This is a genomic window from Vibrio sp. YMD68, assembly GCF_029958905.1.
Classification (GTDB): domain Bacteria; phylum Pseudomonadota; class Gammaproteobacteria; order Enterobacterales; family Vibrionaceae; genus Vibrio.
On the sequence record NZ_CP124614.1, the window covers coordinates 544,343 to 565,198 of the forward strand.

A 20,856-nucleotide genomic window follows, 5' to 3' on the forward strand; every position below is an offset into this window, starting at 1 on the left:
TCATATGAATACGAACAACATTAAAAAATACGCACCAAAAGCGCGCCGCGAATTTATGGATGCGGTAGCTAAACGATTAAATACCTTTGGTATCACCGCGAATAAAAAGGGCGAGCTACAAATTGCAGAAGCGAATCTACAAGGTTCTGTGCTTCAAATCGCCGGTAACAGTTTTGACGGTAAACTGGCCGAGCCCAGAAAACGCATAGTAGCCAGAAGCCAGAAACTTGGGTATGCACAACTTATTGAACAAGTAGCTTATACCTGGTTCAACCGTCTGTGTGCTATTCGCTATATGGAAATCCATGACTATCTAGGCCACGGTTTTCGTGTTTTGTCGCACCCAGACAACCCTAAAGGCTTTGAAATTATCGACCATGCCCAAGACGCTGCGGATGAACTCGGATTAGATAGAGCTCGCATTGTTGAACTCAAGCTTGCGGGCAACAAAGACGAAGAGCTGTATCGTGAACTGCTGTTAGGCCAGTGCCATAAGCTTCATGAGGCGATGCCTTTCTTATTTGACGCATTGGACGATGAAACTGAGCTTCTTCTACCAGACAACCTAACGCGTACCGACTCAATTCTGCGTGGATTGGTAGACGGCATCCCTGAAGAGGACTGGCAACAGGTAGAAGTTATTGGTTGGCTTTACCAATTCTACATCTCTGAAAAGAAAGATCAGGTAATGGGTAAGGTGGTCAAGAGTGAAGACATCCCTGCCGCCACCCAGCTATTTACACCCAACTGGATTGTGAAGTACCTGGTACAAAACTCAGTCGGTCGTCAATGGCTGCAAACCTACCCAGACTCTGCCATTAAAACGCAGATGGAATACTACATTGAGCCTGCTGAACAATCTGACGAAGTTAACCAACAGCTAAAGGCTATTACGCCAGAATCTATTGAACCTGAAACCATCAAAGTACTTGACCCTGCTTGTGGTTCGGGCCACATATTGATTGAAGCCTATAACGTGTTAAAAGCCATCTACGAAGAGCGTGGTTTCCGCTCTCGTGACATTCCAAAGATGATTCTGGAGAACAACCTCTACGGCTTGGACATAGATGATCGTGCAGCGCAGCTATCTGGCTTTGCGCTGATGATGATGGCTAGAGATGACGATAAGCGTATTTTTACCCGTAACGTGCGACTTAATGTACTGTCATTGCAGGAAAGTAACCATCTTGACCTGCCGACCTTATGGAAAGCACTCAATCTATCGGGAAGTTGGCAAAGCGGCACATCACAAGGCTTGTTCTCAGATGATGATCAAGATTTAAGCTCGTTCAATGCAGACAACCGCTACCAACTGCTGAAGCGAACGTTGGCAAGATTCACTCAGGCCAAAACCTTTGGTTCTTTGATTGATGTTCCAAGCGATGAGCATGAGCAATTAAAAGAGCTACTGAACACTCTTGTAGAGCTTCAAGAGTCAGGTGACTCAATGCAAAAGCCTGCGGCGAAGCAATTGATTGAAATTGTTCATCAGGCTTTGGTTTTATCAATTCGTTACGATGCTGTTATTGCGAATCCTCCCTATATGGGCGGTAAAGGCATGAATGCAGATCTTAAAGATTTTGCAAGGAAATACTATCCAAATAGTAAATCTGATTTGTTTGCGATATTTATGGAGCGTGCTTTTAACCTTCTATCAAAGTACGGACTAAACGCACAAATAAACATGCAATCTTGGATGTTTCTATCAAGCTTCGAGACGATGCGGGAGACAATGTTTGACTCGAAAACTATATTTGATCTTTGTCATCTTGGTGCTAGAGCTTTTTCACAGATCTCAGGTGAAGTAGTACAAACGTGTGCATGGGTTATCGGTAACTACTCGATTCCAGTATATAAGGGCGATTATTTTAGATTGAATTTTGGTTCTGAAGAAGTCAAAAAAGAAAAACTTATTAATAGGGAGTGCCATTATTCACACTTGAGTCAGTCGGATTTTAGCATAATTAAAGGCAGTCCTGTTACATATTGGGTTCCAAAGAACATATTGAATCTATTTAAAGATAAATCAATTTCTGATGTCTTTGAAGTAAGAGAAGGCTTGGGGACTCGAAACGATGATAGATTCTTAAGACGCTTTTGGGAAGTCGATTACGATAAGATCAGCAGACGAGAAAATAAGGGTAAGTGGGTTAAAACAGATAAGGCGGGGACATCTCGTAGATGGTATGGGAATGCTGACTTCGTTATGAACTGGGAGAATGACGGATACGAAATTAAAAACTACAGAAACGCTGATGGTAGTTTAAAGTCTCGACCACAAAATACACAGTTCTTTTTTAAAGAAGCTGTATCGTGGAATAAAGTAGGAACAGCTACACCCTCATTCCGATTTCGTGATGAAGAGTATGCATTTAATGATGCTGCTCCATCTTTATTTGGCAATACCCAAGATTTACTAAGTGCACAATCTATGCTCCAAAGTAGTTTGTTTGAGTATCTTTTAGAGTTGCAAGGGGACACTATAAACCTTACTACTGGTGTAATTAAATCGCTTCCGGCAATTCTTATGCCGGAGGCTGCTTCAATTACTCAACAAGCAATAAATATAGCCAAAGCTGATTGGGACAGTTTAGAGGTTTCATGGGATTTTGAAGCAAGTCCATTGATAACCTATCGGGATGAGCTATTGGAAGCTAACTATCGCAAGTGGTTCGAGAAGAGTAAACAAACAACGGAAAGTATGCTTTCGTTAGAGAAGGAAAACGACCGACTCTATGAAAATATTGTTGAAGGAAAAGTCACAAATAGAACCCGAGATTTTCAAGATATTACGCTATTTAGTTCAGATTCGATTTTGAATGCTGAGAAATTTCGTTCAAATACATTTGCAGACTTGGTTAGTTATTACATTGGATGCGTTATGGGGCGCTATTCATTGGTCAAAAAAGGAATAATATCAGCCTCTTCTGTTCCATATGTCAAAATATCACCTGAGGACTACGGTGCAATAGCTGTTGATGAAGATGGAATTGTCCCAATTACAGACCAAGACTGGTTCAAGGACGACGCAACCAATCGTTTCCGTGAGTTTGTTCAAGTCGTTTGGGGTGATGATCATCTGCAAGAAAACTTGGATTTCGTTGCCGAATCACTATGCCTAAATGCCATTAAACCGAAGAAATCTGAATCAGCGCTGGAGACGATTCGCCGTTATTTATCGACTCAGTTCTATAAAGATCACCTGAAGACTTACAAAAAACGCCCTATTTATTGGCTGTTTAGTTCTGGTAAGCAGAAGGCTTTCGAGTGTTTGGTTTACTTACATAGGTACAACGAGGGCACGCTTTCGCGTATGCGTACCGAGTATGTCACCCCGTTACTCGGCAAATACGATGCTTATGCAGAGCAACTTGAGAAGCAGATTGAAACGGCAGACTCGACCAGTGAAGCGAACCGCTTCAAGAAAGAGTTGGATGCCTTAATCAAGAAACAGGTCGAACTACGCGAGTTTGATGACAAGCTAAAACACTACGCCGATATGCGTATTTCACTGGATCTGGATGATGGCGTGAAAGTGAATTACGGCAAGTTTGGTGATCTGTTGGCTGATGTTAAGGCCATTACCGGTTCGGCCCCGGAGGTTAACTAATGCAGATTAGCGAACTGGCACAAGGTGTCGCTGTCAAGCTCGAACAAAGCCGCATTGTGTTTTGGTACGACCCAGAGCAAAGCTTTACTGAAGAGCTTGAGCATTTAGCTAATTCTTTATCGCTTACAAAAGAATCAGGTGATAAAGCGGCAGATATAACTGCTAGGGTACTGCCAAATGATTTGACCATCCTCAATATGGGCAATGAGTCTGTACTGGCAGTGAAAAAACGCATTGAAGTAGATGAGCGTGAAGCTAAATTCCTTATCTATTTTCCAAGCGCTGAGCCAGAGCCTGATCGTGATTGGTTGCTAGACGTGCGTTTGTATAGCGAGCAGTTTTTTGCTGATCACAGCTCAATGCTGCTTAATGAATTAGGTATCCCGAAAATGGCGCTTCGCACGCACATTCGTAAGCGCCAAAGCTTTTTTGCTAATAAACAGCGCATAGCCGGTTTAAAGAAGTGGGTGACTGAGAACGAAGACGAACTGTCGTTAGACAGGAAGATGATGGCAGTGGTTGTAAAAGCTGATTCTGCGTCTTTGTCGGACATTTTGCTTGGGTTACTACGCGAATATGCGGCTTATATCGAAGATGAAAGCCTTGGTCAACCTTTATGGAGCCAGCTAGGAAAGTTTGATCTTGAGACCTCACTCTGGGCATATCTGAGTGAGGGTTTTGGCTATACAGTCGAAGAGCCAACCTTCTCAGACTTCGTGTTGAAATTGTTCTGTACTGAATTCTGGAGCCAAATTGAAGGTGTTGAACGCGATTGGTTGCTTAACAATGTTCTAAAAAGCGCATCAGGCCGGGCGACAGCCTTGGCGTTTATGGTGAGCTGGCGCGACAGCCGCTCTTTCGCCGCATACTACGAAAGCATCTCTAAGGTGCTTAGCCAACAGTTGGAAATTTCGACTCGTGCAGGCCAGTACCATCCGGTTGAGCTTATCGAATGCGAAACGTTCGAAGCTGTGGAACAGGCCATAATCCGTGGTTTAGTTCGTGATTTGCTCGATAGCAGTAAAGCGCTAGATCGGGTTCAGTTTGATACGGTCTTATCAAGACGTCTTGCTAGCCACTGGACATTATCACGCAAAGAATACTTCGCAATTTATGAAGCTATCCGCAACGCTGAAGAGTTAATGCACTTGCGAAATCGCTATGTGGACGGGTTCCACTTTGATAACGCGAAAGCAATGTACGACGCCTATACCACAGACATTTATCGTTTTGACCAGGCTTACCGTTTGTTCAATGAACATGTGCACTCTGTATTGAGTAAAGGTGCAGACATACTGCGTCAGCTCGACGACGAAGTCGAAAGCATCTATACCAACTGGTACTTATATGAGCTTGGCCTTGCCTGGGATCGTCACTTGGCCAATGAGAAATTACTTGAAAAGTGGCAGATTTCTGGCGTACCGCACCAGTATGACTTCTATGAAAAAGAAGTTCGCACGCGACTGAGTCTGAAACAGACAAAACGAGTGTTTGTGATCATCTCTGATGCCCTGCGTTTTGAAATTGCGAATGAGCTTGGCGCTATCATTAACAACGAGAAGCGATTTAAGGCTGAGGTGTCTACGCAGTTGGGCGTTTTGCCGAGTTATACCCAACTTGGGATGGCGGCATTATTGCCTCATAAGGCGCTCAGTTACCAGCCAGAGCAAGGAACGGCTGTTTATGTGGATGGTATTTCTTCACAGGGTCTAGACAACCGCAACGCCATCCTACAAAAAGTAGGTGGTATGGCAGTGAGTTCTAAGGAACTGATGAGCTGGAGTAACCAGGAGGGGCGTGACAAGGTTCGAGACGTAGAAGTAGTTTATATCTATCACGATACCATTGATGCGATTGGTGATAAGGCTGCAACTGAAGAGAAAACGTTTGAAGCCTGTCGTAGTGCCATTGAAGAGCTAAAAGACCTCGTTGGGCGGGTCATCAACCGTCTAAACGGCAGCCGAGTTGTGATCACCGCTGACCATGGCTTCCTCTTCCAACAAAAAGCACTTGTAGCGGCTGACAAAACCTCGTTGAAAACCAAACCTGCTGGCGCGATAGAAGCCAAGAAACGTTATATCGTTGGTAATAACTTGCCTTCAGATGAAGCCTGTTGGAAAGGCTCAATTAACGATACCGCTCATGGCTCTAGTGATACCGAGTTTCTGCTTCCAAAAGCGGCTCAACGCTTCCACTTCGTTGGTGGTGCCAAGTTTGTGCACGGCGGAGCGATGCTACAGGAAGTCTGCGTACCGGTACTGCATGTGCGCGAGCTGCAAAAAGAACAAGCAGCAAAACATGAGAAACAACCGGTAGGTGTTGTAGCAGCCACTCAGCCCATCAAATTAGTAAACAATATCGACAAGGTCAGATTTATTCAGACAGACCCTGTAGGCGAGCGTTTTGTCGCACGGTTGTTGGATGTCTATATCGTCGATGCACAAGGTAATGAAGTATCCAGTCGTGAAACGATTAACTTTGATAGCGTGAGTAAAGTGATGGATGAGCGTACTCGCGAAGCTAGGTTAAAGCTTATTGGCTCTCAGTTCGACAGGAACGCTCAATACACATTAGTTCTTGAGAATGCGGAAATGAGAACCCGTTATAGCCAATACGCGGTAACCATTGATTTGGCATTCCAAGATGATTTTTTCTAAGGCGCTGGGGTGAAACATGACAACTGATTTTTCACAAGATCATAAAGACGAAAAAAATCAGATGCAAAGCGCCGACTTAGACGCATTGCTCAATCAATATTTTAAAGGCCGTGTCGTTCGAAAAGATCTGACAAAGCAATTGAAAGAAGGCGCTAACGTCCCTGTCTATGTGCTTGAGTATTTACTAGGCATGTATTGTGCGTCCGATGACGACGAAGTCGTAATGCAAGGCCTTGATAATGTGAAAAAAATCTTGGCTGAGAACTATGTCCGACCTGATGAAGCGGAGAAAGTGAAGTCACTGATCCGTGAACGCGGCACGTTTAAAATCATCGACAAAGTAAGCGTTAAGCTCAATCAGAAAAAAGACGTCTATGAAGCTGCGTTGTCTAACTTGGGGATCAAGGATGCCCTTGTACCGACCAAAATAGTACAAGACAACGAAAAATTATTAACTGGCGGCATCTGGTGCATTATTACCGTGCAGTATTTCTTTGAGGAAGGTCAGAAGACATCACCTTTCTCCATTATGAGTTTAAAACCGATACAAATGCCGTCCATGAACATGGATGAGGTGTTTTCAACCAGAAGACATTTTAGTTCCGATCAGTGGATGGATGTGTTGCTTCGTTCCGTGGGTATGGAGCCAACCAACTTAGAGCATCGGGTGAAGTGGCATCTTATTACTCGCATGATCCCATTCGTTGAAAACAACTACAACGTTTGTGAGCTCGGACCAAGAGGGACAGGTAAAAGCCATGTCTACAAAGAGTGCTCACCAAACTCATTGCTTGTCTCGGGCGGACAAACAACTGTGGCGAACTTGTTCTATAACATGAGCTCGCGCCAAGTTGGGTTGGTTGGTATGTGGGATGTTGTCGCATTTGATGAAGTGGCCGGTATTAACTTCAAAGACAAAGACGGCGTTCAAATAATGAAAGATTATATGGCGTCGGGGTCTTTTGCCCGTGGCCGTGATTCAATCGAAGCGAAGGCTTCCATGGTATTCGTCGGTAACATCAATCAAAGCGTTGAGACACTGGTGAAGACCAGTCATCTGTTGGCACCTTTTCCTGATGCCATGATTGACACTGCTTTTTTTGACCGTTTCCATTCCTATATTCCTGGATGGGAAATACCGAAGATGCGTCCTGAGTTTTTCACCAATAGTTACGGATTAATCACAGACTATCTTGCTGAATACATGCGTGAAATGCGCAAAAGAAGTTTTGCGGATGCGATCGATAAGTTCTTCAAACTCGGTAATAACCTTAATCAGCGTGATGTAATTGCTGTACGCAGAACTGTTTCGGGCTTGTTAAAGCTACTACACCCCGACGCACAGTACACAAAAGATGATGTAAGAGCCTGTCTGACCTATGCGCTGGAAACTAGACGTAGGGTCAAAGAGCAATTGAAAAAGCTTGGCGGAATGGAATTTTTTGATGTGCACTTTAGCTACATCGATAACGATTCATTAGAAGAATTCTTCGTTAATGTTCCGGAACAAGGTGGCAGCAAGCTAATTCCTGAGGGCTTACCTCGCGCTGGTGTTGTGCACTTGGTTACTCAGGGAAGTACTGGGCAGCTTGGGTTATATCGCTATGAAACCCAGATGATGGCTGGTTCTGGTAAACACTCAGTGTCTGGCCTTGGTTCGAATACCGCAGCGAAAGAAGCTGTGCGTGTTGGCTTTGATTATTTCAAAGGTAACCTGAATAGAATCAGTGCGTCGGCGAAGTTTTCTGATCATGAGTATCACCTCCATGTTGTTGAGCTCCACAATACGGGGCCAAGTACAAAGTCATCGCTCGCTGCATTAATTGCGTTCTGTTCAATTCTGATGAACCGACCGATTCAAGAGCAGATGGTTGTTTTGGGTGAGATGACTTTAGGTGGTGTTGTAAATCCTGTTCAAGATCTTGCAGGCAGTCTTCAGTTAGCTATGGACAGTGGCGCAAAGCGTATTTTGCTCCCAATGGCCTCAGCCTCAGATATTCCAACGGTTCCTGCTGAGTTGTTTTCAAAATTCCAGATCAGCTTTTATGCAGATCCCGTCGATGCTGTGTTTAAGGCGCTTGGGGTTAATTGATTAGGTGTCGTTTGACGCGCCATTTTATGGAGTAATTACAGGTATGTTTACCCTTACATCATTTAATGTTTTTCAGCATTTTTTTGTCATAACTGATCTACATGCAATATTCAAAAGTGTATTGCCAGTTTGATAGGTGGCATTGATATCATGATAGACAGGACCTTCAACGATATTCCAGATGGGAAAGTTAATGATGCCGACCAACAATCTTTCTTGGTAAGTCTAGGCTGGTCACGCGGAGATAGATGGAATGATTTACTAAGTTCAAAACGTGTTCTAATAATTTCCGAGGCAGGTGCAGGAAAAACTTACGAATGCCGTAAACAATCCGAGCGTCTGTGGGCTAAGGGAGAGCCAGCATTCTTTATAGAATTGGCCGCATTGGCAACAGAAGACCTTCGTAGTCTCCTAGATGCAGATGAAGAAGACCGTTTGGATAGGTGGCTTGTTTCACAGTCTGAAGAGGCTACATTTTTTCTGGACTCGATTGACGAACTAAAATTGACTATGGGTTCATTTGAGCGGGCGCTCAAACGACTGAAAAAATGTATCGGAGATCAGCTTCATCGGGCGCGTTTTGTGATCACGACAAGGCCAGTCCCCTTCGACGAACAGTTGGTTCGAAATTTACTACCTGTTCCAACAGCGTCCTCTTCAGAATCCGATGAAGAAGTATTTGCTAAAATCGCAATGCGTGAGCATCGTGATAAAAATGACAACAGAAATAAAAATCAATCGCCCGATTGGAAGACTGTAGCTTTAATGCCCTTTTCAGACGAACAGATCGTCCAATTTTGTCGACATCAGGGAGTGAGCGATCCTGCTCTTCTTTTTGAAGACTTACGTCGTCGCAATGCCCTAGAGTTTGCTCGTAGACCTCAGGACCTTATTGAGTTATGTGCTGACTGGCGTGAGCATAAACGCATCCGAACACATCGTGAGCAGGTTGCTACTAATGTTCGTGTAAAGTTGCTTCCTCGCGAAGACAGAGCTGAGCCGGCAGAGTTATCTGTTGACAAGGCGATTGAAGGTGCTAGTCGACTCGCACTTGCTGTTCAGATGACACGCCGTATAACGATTCGTCATAGTGCAGCGTCCGACGTCATCGACAAAGAGGCTGCTCTCGATCCTGTGATTATCCTATCAGATTGGCAGCCTAATGAACGAAAAGCACTGCTTGAGCGTCCGTTATTTGGCTTCGCTTCTTACGGACGTGTGAGGTTCCATCATCGCTCTGTTACCGAGTATCTTGCTGCGGAACGGCTATTAGCTCTTAGAAGGCAAGGCATGCCGTTTCGAGCCCTCAAACGTCTTCTATTCGCGGAGACAAAAGGTAACACAATCGTTCGCCCGTCCAAGCGACCAGTGGCAGGTTGGCTAGCCTTGCAAGAAGACGGGATATTTGAACTTTTGCGGGACAATGAGCCTGCTGTTCTTCTGGATGAAGGCGATCCAGAGTCGCTAACGCAGAAACAGCGAAATCAAGCTCTTCGCGCCTATGCTACGCGTTATGGACCTGGTGGTTGGAGAGGCCTCCAGGTGCCTCACATTCAAGTCCACCGATTTGCGTCGAACGAGTTGGCAGAAGAAATCGACAGGATTTGGCGCAGTGGAGTAGAAAATCCAGATGTACGACAAGTCCTCATCAGTCTTATAGAGGCGGGTCGCATAAAAGCTTGTGCAGATATCGTATTTCATATTACACAGGACATTGCTGCACCTGAAGTCGAGCGCGTAATGGCTATCGACGCTTTAGTAGCCCTTGCTGACGAGAGATTAGGAATAATTTCTGCCACGATAGCTGATGCTAATGATCTCTGGTCTGACAGAGTAGCACGCAGTGCCATACTAACCCTTTTCCCAAAATTCATGTCGGTTGAGCAACTTTGTCGAACCCTTCGCTGGATAAAGCGAGAGAAGCGAAATGTAGGCGATCTTAGTTGGCAATTACCACGCCTGATAGCTGGAGCCTCCCTTGAATCCCCTGTCCTTGAGGAGCTTCGTGATGGTCTCATCACGCTAGTATCAGAGGGGCTAAAATGGCGAAAAGAGTGGCCACATATTGTCAGTGAACGTCCTCACCTTAGTGGAGCACTTGCAGCAACATGTGAGCGTGGCCTCGGTGTAGGCCTGGACGAACAGTGGCTGTATGGAGGTGTAATTGCATTGCGATTACACCACCGAGACCATTGTGACGATGAACCGATCAAATCACTTCGCCAACGGCTGATTAATCTGAAAGCAGCAGACAATGAGCGTCTTTTCTGGATTCAGGACGCTTTGTTGCAGTCTCTCCATGAAATCAACGATCCCTGGCCACGGCTCGCAGAGATTACTATTCATGATAGAACGATTCAACTAACACCGGACAGGGATCTGTCTTGGGTGAAAGAAGCTCTTGGTGACGCGACTCGGGATATGAAGGAACGCGCAATGCTCTTGGAGGCAGCTATCCGTCTTTCACCAGAAAATGAGTCATGGAAAAAACACATTGAAGGACTTAGGTCTCTCATAGTTGATGAACCCTTATTTGTGCAAAGACTTGACGACTGTCTTAAGCCATCGAAACACGACAAAGAGCTTCGTCGTTGGGAAAAACAAGAAGCTGAACGAAAGTTGCAGGAAGAGAGACGAAAGGCTAAGAACCGAGCGAGCTGGGTTCTGTTCTGGCGAGAGGTTGCTAATCAGCCTGAAAACGCATTTTCGAAGGAGCAAAGCTGGAACACTGCTTGGAACTTGTGGCGCGCCATGAGTCATGATGGTGAAGACAGTCGATCGTCAGGTTGGAACCGGCGGTTTATTGAAGAGCAATTCAATCAAGACACGGCCGACAAGCTTCGCAGAGTGATGATGAAGATCTGGCGTGATGATCGCCCAACGTTTCCCAGCGAAAGGTCAGAAGGCGAACGAAATACATATCTTGTACGTTGGCAGTTTGGTCTGGCCGCGATCTACGCCGAAGCGGAGTCTCCCGACTGGTCAGCTAAACTCGACGATGTCGAAGCCGAACTAGCTGCGCGATACGCTCTGATTGAACTGAATGGTTTGCCTAAGTGGATAGAAGCACTCGTAGACACTCATCCAAACGCCGTAGATCAGACGCTCGGAAATGAATTGTCGTGGGAGCTAAACTTGCCTTCAGGTGAACGTGGACATTCTAGCTTACTTCAAGGAATTGAGTATGCACCTGAGAGGGTTACCCGTTTATTTTTACCACGACTCGAATCCTGGTTAGATGAAAGTGGGGACCGGATTAATGGCGCTGATAGCACGACCGGAATAACAGAAAGGGTTGGACAAGTGACTCGGGTTATTTTGAAGAGCGGCGATGCGACTGAAATTAAGAGACTTCAAGAACGAGCTCTACAAAGATTGGAACAACAATTACCGTTTTCGCTTCGCCTTGTTTGGTTGTCGGCCTTAATGCGAATTGATCCTCAGACGGGTGTCGAAAAGCTGGCGGATCAGATTGATGTAGTTGAACCATCAAAGCTATCAGAAGCTGTGACATGGCTGGCCTGCCTCTTTGGTGATCGCCAAGACGGAGTCGATTTGAACGACGAACGATTCACGCCGCAACTACTGTTGAAACTTCTTCGTTTGGCCTATCGCCACGTTCGAATACAAGACGATGCTTACCACGAAGGGTCCTATTCACCGGACACTCGGGATCATGCGGAACAGGCACGCAATAGCATTGTAACGGCATTATTCAACGCGAAAGGCGAGGAGGGCTTGGCTGCCAAGCTTGAGATGGCCGCAGATCCTTTGTGCGCCCATTTTAAGGACCGAATTTTGGCTGTGGCAGAAGAGAGTTGGGCGCAAGAGGTTGATGCTGAGGTATTTGATCAGGCTCAAGTAGAAAAGCTAGATCGAAGTGGAGAAGCACCTGCCTCAACGAATGAAGCCATGTTCGCCATTTTGAAGGATAGGTTGTCTGACCTAAACGATCTTCTTCTCCGTGACACCTCACCAAGAGAAGCTTGGGCAGGGATATCAGACGAGAGGGTTATGCGTCGAGAGATTTCTCGCGAGCTGAAACATGCGGCAAACTCGATTTATACTGTGGACCAGGAGGCTGTTACAGCTGACGAAAAGGAAACTGATATACGGTTGCGATCTGTTCTTTCGAAGCATGAAGCGGTGATTGAACTAAAACTTGGTGACAGCCGGACAGCGACAGACTTGCGAGATACAATAGAAAATCAGCTTGTTAGGAAATATATGGCAGCAGAATTTAGTAAAGCAGGAGCTTTGCTAGTGACTCTCGCAAAAGACCGTCAATGGCAACATCCAGATGAAAAACGTATGATCAAAGCGGATGAGTTGTTGTCTCTTTTGACCGTAGAGGCTGAAAGAGTGCAAATGGCTTTAGGGGGTGAAGCGTTCATACATGTACACCTTCTTGATTTGCGCCCAAGGTTGCCTATTGAGACTAAGTGTAAGCTTTAAAAGCTAATAAGAATTTGATGATGAAGATGCTGTAAAGCTGGATACAGGACAATTAGACTTATTGATCTTCTTCATGATTTATCAATCTATCTAGTCATCTAGTACAGGGTTGAACCTTCACACTATCGTGTCGGAGGTTCACTATGTTCAAAAACCTATTTTTTCAAGCCAAAGCACTACCAGAGCTTTCATCGCAACTGGATGCGGACATTCCACGCTATCCGCCATTTCTGAAGGGGTTGCCAGCTGCGTCACCTGAAGATTTGCAGTCCACACAAGACGAGCTAATTGCCAAACTGCGCCAGGTACTTGGCTTTAACCAGCGTGATTTTCAACGCCTGATTCAGCCCTGCATTGACCATCTTGCTGCTTATGTTCATTTGTTGCCAGCTTCTGAGCATCATCATCACAGTGGTGCTGGTGGTTTATTACGTCACTCCTTGGAAGTTGCTTTCTGGGCGGCACAAGCTGCTGAGGGGATCATCTTTGTTGCCAGTGGCACCCCGGTTGAGAAAAAAGAGCTGGAACCAAGGTGGCGTGTTGCGGCGGCATTAGGCGGTTTGTTTCATGATATTGGTAAGCCAGTTTCAGATCTGTCCATCACAGACGAAGATGGACGCTATCAGTGGAACCCTTTTTTAGAAACCTTATCCCAGTGGACCACAAATAACAGCATTGAACGCTATTTCATTCGCTGGCGCGACGGACGGTGCAAGCGGCACGAGCAATTTTCAATTCTGGTTTTAAACCGGGTGATGACACCTGAGTTGCTCGTCTGGTTAACCCAACCGGGCCCTGAAATTTTGCAAGCCATGCTGGAAGCAATTGGCAATACCGATCCAGAGCATGTCCTGTCTAAACTGGTCATTGAAGCCGACCAAACCAGCGTCCAGCGAGACCTTAAAGCTCAACGAATTTCCGTTGACGACAATGCCCTTGGTGTCCCAGTCGAACGCTATCTACTTGATGCCATGAGGCGATTACTTGCCAGTTCCCAATGGTTAGTCAATCAGCGAGACGCCAGAGTTTGGGTACGAAAATTGAATCAATCAACCAATCTTTACCTGGTCTGGAAAAGTGCAGCTAAGGACATCATTGAGCTGTTGGCCAAAGACAAGATACCTGGCATTCCAAGAGATCCCGATACCCTTGCGGACATCCTCATTGAGCGAGGATTGGCCACTAAATTCGCCTCAAATGAGCGATACGAAAGCCTTGCCCCTGAAGTGCTGATCAAAGACGACAAGCCAATCTGGCTACCCATGCTGCATATATCTGAGGCCGATTTATTGTTCAGCTCGAATGTACCAAGTAGCGTGAGACTGTTTAGCAAATCTGAGTGGGAAGCAACACAGCAAACACAAGCAGAGTCACAGAGTCGCTCCGGTGAGCATTCAGACTTGCCTGAAGCGTCATCATCAATCGAACACGGCAATTCGTCTGAGTCGCCATCGACAAACTCGTCCGAACAAGATGATGAACTTCGTCTTGCCAGTGATGTTAATCACCTTCAGGCAACTGAAAATGCTCCAGGTGATGAATGCGAAAAGCCTAACAATTCATATGATGGCGCTATCTCAAATAACGTAAACCAGCACGATGCAGAAGCATTGAATCTCCCTGAATCTTTGGCGTGGCTCCCAGAGGCCAGCAGTGCGTTGGTTATGGTTGGTGAGCAAGTCCTGATCCGCTATCCCGATGCCGTAAGACATTGGTGTGCTCCCCGAAAACTGCTTGCTGAACTCAGTCGATTAGATTGGCTTGAATTAGATCCCGCAAACCCGACACGAAAGGCCAGAACTGTGACTACGAAAGGTGGCGTTCAGGAGCAAGGGTTGCTGCTGAAAGTATCGATTTCTAAAGGGCTTACTTCACTGATTGACCTTCCCAAACAAGACGCAGAATCAGCGTCAGCAATTCAGAACGAAGAGGCTTCACCGCGACCGAGTCGAACTGAGACAACCAATGCCCAAGCAAAAGAGCCCGCCAAAAGAGCGGAGCGTAAGCAAAAGCCGATTGCGCCCAATGCGAACTCAATTACAGACCCCAAACACGAACAGCGGCAAAAGATGGTTAATTTTGTGAAAGATTTGCCCATCTTACTGACCGATGGCGATTACCCAGACGTGGATCATAGTGCCGATGGTATTCGCGTCACGATACAAATCTTACGCCAAGTCGCCAAGGAGCATGGCATTCCAGCCGGGCAGTTGCTTCGGGGGATCTCGGCCAGTGACCAATGCCAGTTTGATGAGGGGGAAACGGTTTTGTTTACCGCTCACGCTAAACGTTAATCCTTTTGAAATTAAGCGATTGCAAACGGTTATTTTGCGGAGCATGAATGAAAGAAAACGCATATGAGATGCCCTGGCGCACGAACTATGAAGCCATGGCAGCAGCAGGTTGGCTGGTTGGGGCAACTGGGGCAATTGCCGCAGAAATGCTGACTGAGTTACCAGCTGAACCATTTTGGTGGATGACAGGGATTTCCTCGGGTATGGCGTTGTATCGCCTGCCTGAGGCTTACCGTCTTTATAAGTTGCAGAAGGGGCTAAAAGGCAAACCATTGGCATTTATGGCGCTGTCGCATTTGCAAAAGGTGATGGCAAAACATCCTGATGAATTGTGGTTAGGGTATGGCTTTGAGTGGGATCAACGTCATGCCCAACGCGCTTATGAAATTCTAAAAAGGGATAAGCAAACCTTGCTTAACCAAGGTCACGGCAAACAAATGGGTTCGACCTGGATTCATGGTGTCGAGCCCAAAGAAGAAGATGTGTACCAGCCAGTTGGTCACACTGAGGGGCATACCTTAATTGTCGGTACGACCGGTGCGGGAAAAACCAGATGCTTTGATGCGATGATCACCCAGGCTATTTTGCGCAATGAAGCCGTGATTATTATTGACCCCAAGGGAGACAAAGAACTTAAGGATAATGCACAGCGAGCCTGTATTGCCGCCGGTAGTCCTGAGCGCTTTGTGTATTTTCATCCGGGGTTTCCAGAGCATTCAGTACGACTTAATCCTCTGAGGAACTTTAACCGGGGTACTGAAATTGCTAGCCGAATTGCGGCCTTAATCCCATCCGAAACCGGTGCTGATCCATTTAAAGCCTTTGGTCAAATGGCACTGAATAACATAGTGCAAGGTCTGTTGCTTACGTCACAACGTCCTGATCTGAAAACACTGAGACGATTCTTGGAAGGTGGCCCAGAAGGCTTGGTAGTAAAAGCCGTTACGGCCTGGGGGGAGCAGGTGTATCCGAACTTTAATGTGGAGATTAAGCGCTTTACCGAAAAGGCCAATACCTTGGCTAAACAAGCTATGGCGATGCTGCTATTTTACTACGAACGCATTCAGCCCGTTGCCGCCAATACTGATTTAGAGGGCCTTTTGAGCATGTTTGAACATGACAGAACCCACTATTCCAAGATGGTGGCTTCACTGATGCCGGTGCTCAATATGCTCACCTCAAGTGAACTAGGCCCATTGCTATCACCGATTGCAAACGACGTGGATGACAGCCGGTTAATTACGGATTCTGGCCGTATTATCAACAATGCCCAAGTGGCCTATATCGGGTTGGATTCATTGACCGACGCCATGGTTGGCAGCGCCATTGGTTCGTTGCTTTTATCCGATCTCACCGCCGTGGCCGGTGACCGCTATAACTATGGTGTTGAAAATCGTCCCGTAAATATCTTCATCGATGAGGCGGCTGAAGTCGTCAACGATCCCTTCATTCAACTGCTCAACAAAGGCCGTGGCGCAAAAATGCGTTGTGTGATTGCTACTCAGACCTTTGCTGACTTTGCAGCTCGTACAGGCAGCGAAGCTAAGGCACGCCAGGTGTTAGGTAACATTAACAACTTGATAGCCCTTCGGGTGATGGATGCCGAAACGCAGCAGTACATTACTGACAATCTGCCAAAGACTCGGTTGCAGTACATCATGCAAACTCAGGGTATGTCGTCCAACTCGGACAGCCCCGCGTTGTTTACCGGCAATCATGGCGAACGCTTGATGGAGGAAGAAGGCGATATGTTTCCACCGCAGTTATTGGGCCAGCTCCCCAACCTGGAATACATCGCCAAGCTTTCAGGTGGCCGCGTGATCAAAGGCCGCATTCCTATTTTAACCAGCTCTACACAGGCAGCATAAGGAGTCTGTATGCATCATTCTGTCTGTCTGAAAATGACAACACTTACCAGTAAAGAAATGCTCGCTCAGTGGCAGCAATATAATCCCCAGTTCAAGGAAACCTTAAGACTACTTGAAACCGACTGGCCTCATGCTTTGGCCTCGGTGTATTGCTTGGCGGATTACTTAACGGATGCGTTCACGTTAGATGGCCATTCCATCTTTGATTTGTGTCTGTGTAATGGCTTGGGCAGTTATGAAGAAGTCAGTTGTGATGATGACAGTGTACGCCTGTGGCATTTCATTGAGGCACTGACCTGGACTGCCGCCAGTGCTTTAACGGGGATTCGGCTGCGTGATCCTGACCATTTCGAGTGGGCCGCCGTGGATGGTGTGTATTTCCACACCTGGATTCGTAATCGTCCAAATCGGATGGCGTATCTGGCTGAAGGACGCATCGAAGTGCGATATGTCAGCGGTCATACGACGACAAAGCGGCTTCAACAAGTGATTAAAGCCCGGATTATGACGCCAACCGTTGCAGCCATGCTGGCCCGAGTAGAAGAGGATGTTTGGCATGAGCAAGCATAAGTCGGTTTGGCTGCTGTGTCTGGCACTGATGCTGGAGATTATTGCCATTGGCGTTTTAGTGCCCGGTGATTGGACTGGCCGGGTCATCAGTAAAGAGAAGCAGATGATCCAGAACCAATTGGGCGCACAAACAAGCTATTGGATTGGTCAAACTAGCCATCGCTGGTATCAGTCATGGGTTGTGGATACGCAGATGGAGCAATCTGTGCGAGATTTTCTAATCCCCACTGAAGAGCAGCGACTGCGCTCTAAAGGGATGGAGAACATGGGTGGCTTTTGGTTTGTGTGGGTAGAAGACCGTATTCAGGCATTTTTTGATGTGCTGTGCCAAGTGTTCACTCGATTTGCTTTGCTGATGGTCTGGTTGCCCTTTGCGCTTATTCTCATGTTACCGGCGTTGTGGGATGGCTTAATGACCTGGAAGATTAAGAAGACAACCTTTGATTTTTCGAGCCCTATCATTCACCGCTACAGCATGATCATCTTGGGCTCAGGCGTCATCTTGCTGTTTATGGGATTGTTCGCCCCGCTGGCCATTCCACCTGTGATGTTACCGTCGCTGATCATCGGTTTGGCATTGATGGCAGGGTTGGCGTTAAGTCACTTGCAGAAGAAGATATGAGGCCAGTTGGGCCTCATCTTGTAGAGCTAAAACCTTACGCCTACGGCATTGCCATTCTCGTCTTCAGCTGGCAAATGATAAGTATCAATAAGGTGACCTTGAAGCCAAATATATTGCGGCATCCAAAACGAGTACTGTCGTATAAGAGCCAATACTTCTTTCAGCGATTTGTTTGTATGAGGCTCGGCAAGACGAAAGTACATGAATGAGCAATAATCTCGAAAATACTCATGAAGCTCTGAATCCGATAGCGTTTCTTTTAGCGGCCTGTTTTGTTCGTCTTCCTCATCAGGGGAATTGGCATAAATTTCGAATAGCTGCTTTTCAGTGAGCATCTCCAAGAAGTGGTCTTCAATTAAAATTCCATCACTGGTATCGACATCCATACCATCTTTGACATCAAAAGCCATGACACATCCTGAAGATAACGCCACTTCTGATGGCTTCAGTAAGTCATTAGCTTGTACAACTTGATGCCAATGATTAAAACCAACAGAGATTGCAATTTCATCGAGTGCTTGAGTGTGTGGAATAGATTTTTCACGTTTAAGCTTTCGTGCTTTTTGCTTTAAACGTTCAACCGTGGCAGAGGAAATGATTTTAGTAATTTGCATTGAGTTTCTCCTATTAGCGAATACGGTGCCCACTGCCGAGGTCGCAGAAAAAACCTAAGCAAAAAATAAATTTGATATGCATGTCGTCCCGTCCGGGTTTGCTAAAGTGGGCAGCTGGTCTCGACACGACCAATATCCTCATCATATCAACCGCATCAAAAAGATCAATTGTTAGTATTGTCTGAGTAGAACCCTCAAAACCTTCAAAAATTCGGCATCTAGCTGACCACCGAACCTGCCAATCCCAAGGCATTCTTCACTTCTCAATTCAAACAACGAGGAGTGACTATGGAACCTGTGAGTATTCCGTCCTATATCGATGATCCGCCGCACTTCCTGCTTTGGAGTGCCGATGAGATGGCTCCCATTCTGTTGGGGCTAGTGATCGGCATTTTTACCGGTAATGCCTTGGTTTTATGCCTGTTGGGGTTGGTGACAACCAAGCTCTATCGGCGTTTTCGTGATGGTCGCCCAGATGGTTTTATTCTTCACGCCATCTACTGGGCCGGACTGTTGCCAACCAAAGCCAAGACGATCCCTAACCCATTTATCAGGAGCTATCTGCCGTGAAGTTCGACGTGTTTTTAAAATCATGGCAAGGCACGCAATTAGAGAACCGATGGCAACGGTTTCTGATTGCAGTGCTGGTGCTATCTAATTTGCTGCTTGCGGTAGCGGCATTTTCTCGCAATACCGTGGTAGCTATTCAACCACCAACCTTGTCTGAAACGGCTGAAGTGTCACGAAACCAAGCCACTCAACCTTACCTTGAATCCTGGGGACTCTACCTGGCTGAGCTTATGGGCAACGTGACGCCGGGTAATGTGTCTTTCATCCGGGTTGCCATTGAGCCGCTACTTTCTCCAGCGGTGTACCAGCAAGTGGTCGATGCACTGGAGATTCAGGCAAGACAAATCCGCGAAGACCGGGTCACGCTCAAATTCCAACCCAGACAAGTGGAGTATGAGTATGAAACCGGGCATGTCTTTGTGACCGGCTATTCCTTGGTCTCTGGGCCATCTGGAGATGAACAGCGCCAAACTCGCACCTATGAGTTTGACATCGATATTGAGCAATACCGTCCAAAACTTAGCTGGATGGATACGTATGAGGGGCAAGCTAGAACGAAGCGCGTTCGTGAAAAGTTGACCCAAGAGCAAAACCGGAGGGTGAATGATGCGAACCAAAATTAGTCGATGGATGACACCAAGCTTAATCGCAATGAGCTTGAGTGGCGTCCTGCTATCTCAAGCGTCGTATGCAGACGTGGAATTGCCGATTGTGCCAGCCAGTGTGATGAAGCAGTCTGCTACTGCAAATCCACCGGTTCAAACCAATACGGTTTCAACGGATGTGCCAACAACGCTACTGATGACACCGGGGATTAATGAACTGATCCCTGTAGCACTTGGCCATCTGAACCGGATTGTGACGCCGTTTGAATCGCCTCAGGTGAGAACAACCAGTGATGCTCAGACGCAAATCAAGGGGAATGTTGTATATGTGGCCACGGACAAAGAATCACCGGTTTCACTTTACATCACTCCGCCTGGTCAGGAAGCTACCGCATTATCTGTCACCTTAGTACCTCGTCGTATTCCACCGCGTGAAATCACCTTAGCGATTGATGGTCAGCAGTGGCCTATTAAGGGCGTCGTGAACCGAAAAGCCGCCACTTGGGAAACGGCTCAGCCATACGTCGATAGCTTACGTGATTTACTCAGACGCCTTGCACTAAATGAGTTACCACAAGGCTATGACATCCGTTTCGCTGGCCAAACTGACACAAGCCCGAAATGTTTTCAGCCGGGCTTAAAGTTTGGTTTTAAGCAGGGGCAAATTGTGACGGGACATTACTTCACCGTCTATGTAGGACTGGTTGAAAGCTTTGCCGATGAGCCGATAGAAGCCAGAGAAATAGCCTGTCATGCACCGGATATAGTGGCAAGCGCCTACTGGCCTCGCAATATCTTGTTGCCGGGTGAAAAGACTGAGTTGTATGTGGTTGTTCGCAATCATCGTGAAGAAGCGGTGGAAAGTCTGCGACCTTCGCTTCTTGTGGGAGGTGAATAAC

The 20,856-nt window shown here is 46.5% G+C and carries 12 protein-coding genes; 11 read left to right on the forward strand and 1 reads right to left on the reverse strand.

What is annotated here, in order from left to right:
• Positions 1 to 4 precede the first annotated feature (4 nt).
• From pglX to QF117_RS08605, 8 genes are all read left to right on the forward strand, one after another.
• Entirely contained in the window at positions 5 to 3,610 is a 3,606-nt protein-coding gene (gene pglX, locus QF117_RS08570; RefSeq protein ID WP_282388577.1) for a BREX-1 system adenine-specific DNA-methyltransferase PglX, read from the forward strand.
• Positions 3,610 to 6,267 carry a BREX-1 system phosphatase PglZ type A gene (pglZ, locus tag QF117_RS08575; protein ID WP_282388578.1) on the forward strand — a complete coding sequence of 886 codons (2,658 nt, stop codon included), beginning with the start codon at positions 3,610 to 3,612 and terminating at the stop codon, positions 6,265 to 6,267. The genes pglX and pglZ overlap by 1 nt, the downstream gene beginning before the upstream one ends.
• 61 nt (positions 6,268 to 6,328) lie before the next feature.
• Positions 6,329 to 8,359, forward strand: coding sequence for a protease Lon-related BREX system protein BrxL (brxL, locus tag QF117_RS08580; RefSeq protein WP_282389446.1), 2,031 nt, complete (start codon positions 6,329 to 6,331; stop codon positions 8,357 to 8,359).
• Between the two features lie 150 nt (positions 8,360 to 8,509).
• Entirely contained in the window at positions 8,510 to 12,814 is a 4,305-nt protein-coding gene (locus QF117_RS08585; RefSeq protein ID WP_282388579.1) for a hypothetical protein, read from the forward strand.
• Positions 12,815 to 12,957: 143 nt separating this feature from the next.
• Positions 12,958 to 15,108, forward strand: coding sequence for a MobH family relaxase (gene mobH / locus QF117_RS08590; protein ID WP_282388580.1), 2,151 nt, complete (start codon positions 12,958 to 12,960; stop codon positions 15,106 to 15,108).
• A 47-nt stretch (positions 15,109 to 15,155) separates the two neighbouring features.
• Positions 15,156 to 16,976, forward strand: a complete 1,821-nt coding sequence (traD, locus tag QF117_RS08595) for a conjugative transfer system coupling protein TraD (protein WP_282388581.1) — start codon at positions 15,156 to 15,158, stop codon at positions 16,974 to 16,976.
• A gap of 9 nt (positions 16,977 to 16,985) precedes the next feature.
• On the forward strand, positions 16,986 to 17,546 hold the full coding sequence (locus tag QF117_RS08600) for a conjugative transfer protein (RefSeq protein WP_282388582.1): 561 nt from the start codon (positions 16,986 to 16,988) through the stop codon (positions 17,544 to 17,546).
• Positions 17,533 to 18,168, forward strand: a complete 636-nt coding sequence (locus QF117_RS08605; RefSeq protein ID WP_282388583.1) for a DUF4400 domain-containing protein — start codon at positions 17,533 to 17,535, stop codon at positions 18,166 to 18,168. The genes QF117_RS08600 and QF117_RS08605 overlap by 14 nt, the downstream gene beginning before the upstream one ends.
• Before the next feature lie 26 nt (positions 18,169 to 18,194).
• Here QF117_RS08605 and QF117_RS08610 read toward each other — a convergent pair whose 3' ends face one another.
• On the reverse strand, positions 18,195 to 18,782 hold the full coding sequence (locus QF117_RS08610) for a plasmid-related protein (protein WP_282388584.1): 588 nt from the start codon (positions 18,780 to 18,782) through the stop codon (positions 18,195 to 18,197).
• Positions 18,783 to 19,070: 288 nt separating this feature from the next.
• Here QF117_RS08610 and traL point away from each other — a divergent pair, with 288 nt between their 5' ends.
• The 3 genes from traL to QF117_RS08625 are packed head-to-tail and all read left to right on the forward strand — an operon-like array spanning position 19,071 to position 20,855.
• Entirely contained in the window at positions 19,071 to 19,352 is a 282-nt protein-coding gene (gene traL, locus QF117_RS08615; RefSeq protein ID WP_000433891.1) for a type IV conjugative transfer system protein TraL, read from the forward strand.
• Complete coding sequence (locus tag QF117_RS08620) at positions 19,349 to 19,975, forward strand: TraE/TraK family type IV conjugative transfer system protein (RefSeq protein WP_000667170.1); 627 nt, start codon at positions 19,349 to 19,351, stop codon at positions 19,973 to 19,975. The genes traL and QF117_RS08620 overlap by 4 nt, the downstream gene beginning before the upstream one ends.
• Positions 19,959 to 20,855: a type-F conjugative transfer system secretin TraK gene (locus QF117_RS08625; protein ID WP_269123861.1), complete on the forward strand. Its 897-nt coding sequence runs from the start codon at positions 19,959 to 19,961 to the stop codon at positions 20,853 to 20,855. Before QF117_RS08620 ends, QF117_RS08625 begins: the two co-directional genes overlap by 17 nt.
• The last annotated feature ends 1 nt before the right edge of the window (position 20,856 follow it).

What these genes read in the sequence shown, in the direction of transcription:
- pglZ (WP_282388578.1), top strand. Translation starts at nt 3,610, where the DNA reads ATGCAGATTAGCGAACTGGCACAAGGTGTCGCTGTCAAGCTCGAACAA.
- pglX (WP_282388577.1), top strand. Translation starts at nt 5, where the DNA reads ATGAATACGAACAACATTAAAAAATACGCACCAAAAGCGCGCCGCGAA.
- QF117_RS08610 (WP_282388584.1), bottom strand. Translation starts at nt 18,782, where the DNA reads ATGCAAATTACTAAAATCATTTCCTCTGCCACGGTTGAACGTTTAAAG.
- mobH (WP_282388580.1), top strand. Translation starts at nt 12,958, where the DNA reads ATGTTCAAAAACCTATTTTTTCAAGCCAAAGCACTACCAGAGCTTTCA.
- brxL (WP_282389446.1), top strand. Translation starts at nt 6,329, where the DNA reads ATGCAAAGCGCCGACTTAGACGCATTGCTCAATCAATATTTTAAAGGC.
- traL (WP_000433891.1), top strand. Translation starts at nt 19,071, where the DNA reads ATGGAACCTGTGAGTATTCCGTCCTATATCGATGATCCGCCGCACTTC.
- QF117_RS08585 (WP_282388579.1), top strand. Translation starts at nt 8,510, where the DNA reads ATGATAGACAGGACCTTCAACGATATTCCAGATGGGAAAGTTAATGAT.
- QF117_RS08625 (WP_269123861.1), top strand. Translation starts at nt 19,959, where the DNA reads ATGCGAACCAAAATTAGTCGATGGATGACACCAAGCTTAATCGCAATG.
- QF117_RS08605 (WP_282388583.1), top strand. Translation starts at nt 17,533, where the DNA reads ATGAGCAAGCATAAGTCGGTTTGGCTGCTGTGTCTGGCACTGATGCTG.
- traD (WP_282388581.1), top strand. Translation starts at nt 15,156, where the DNA reads ATGAAAGAAAACGCATATGAGATGCCCTGGCGCACGAACTATGAAGCC.
- QF117_RS08600 (WP_282388582.1), top strand. Translation starts at nt 16,986, where the DNA reads ATGCATCATTCTGTCTGTCTGAAAATGACAACACTTACCAGTAAAGAA.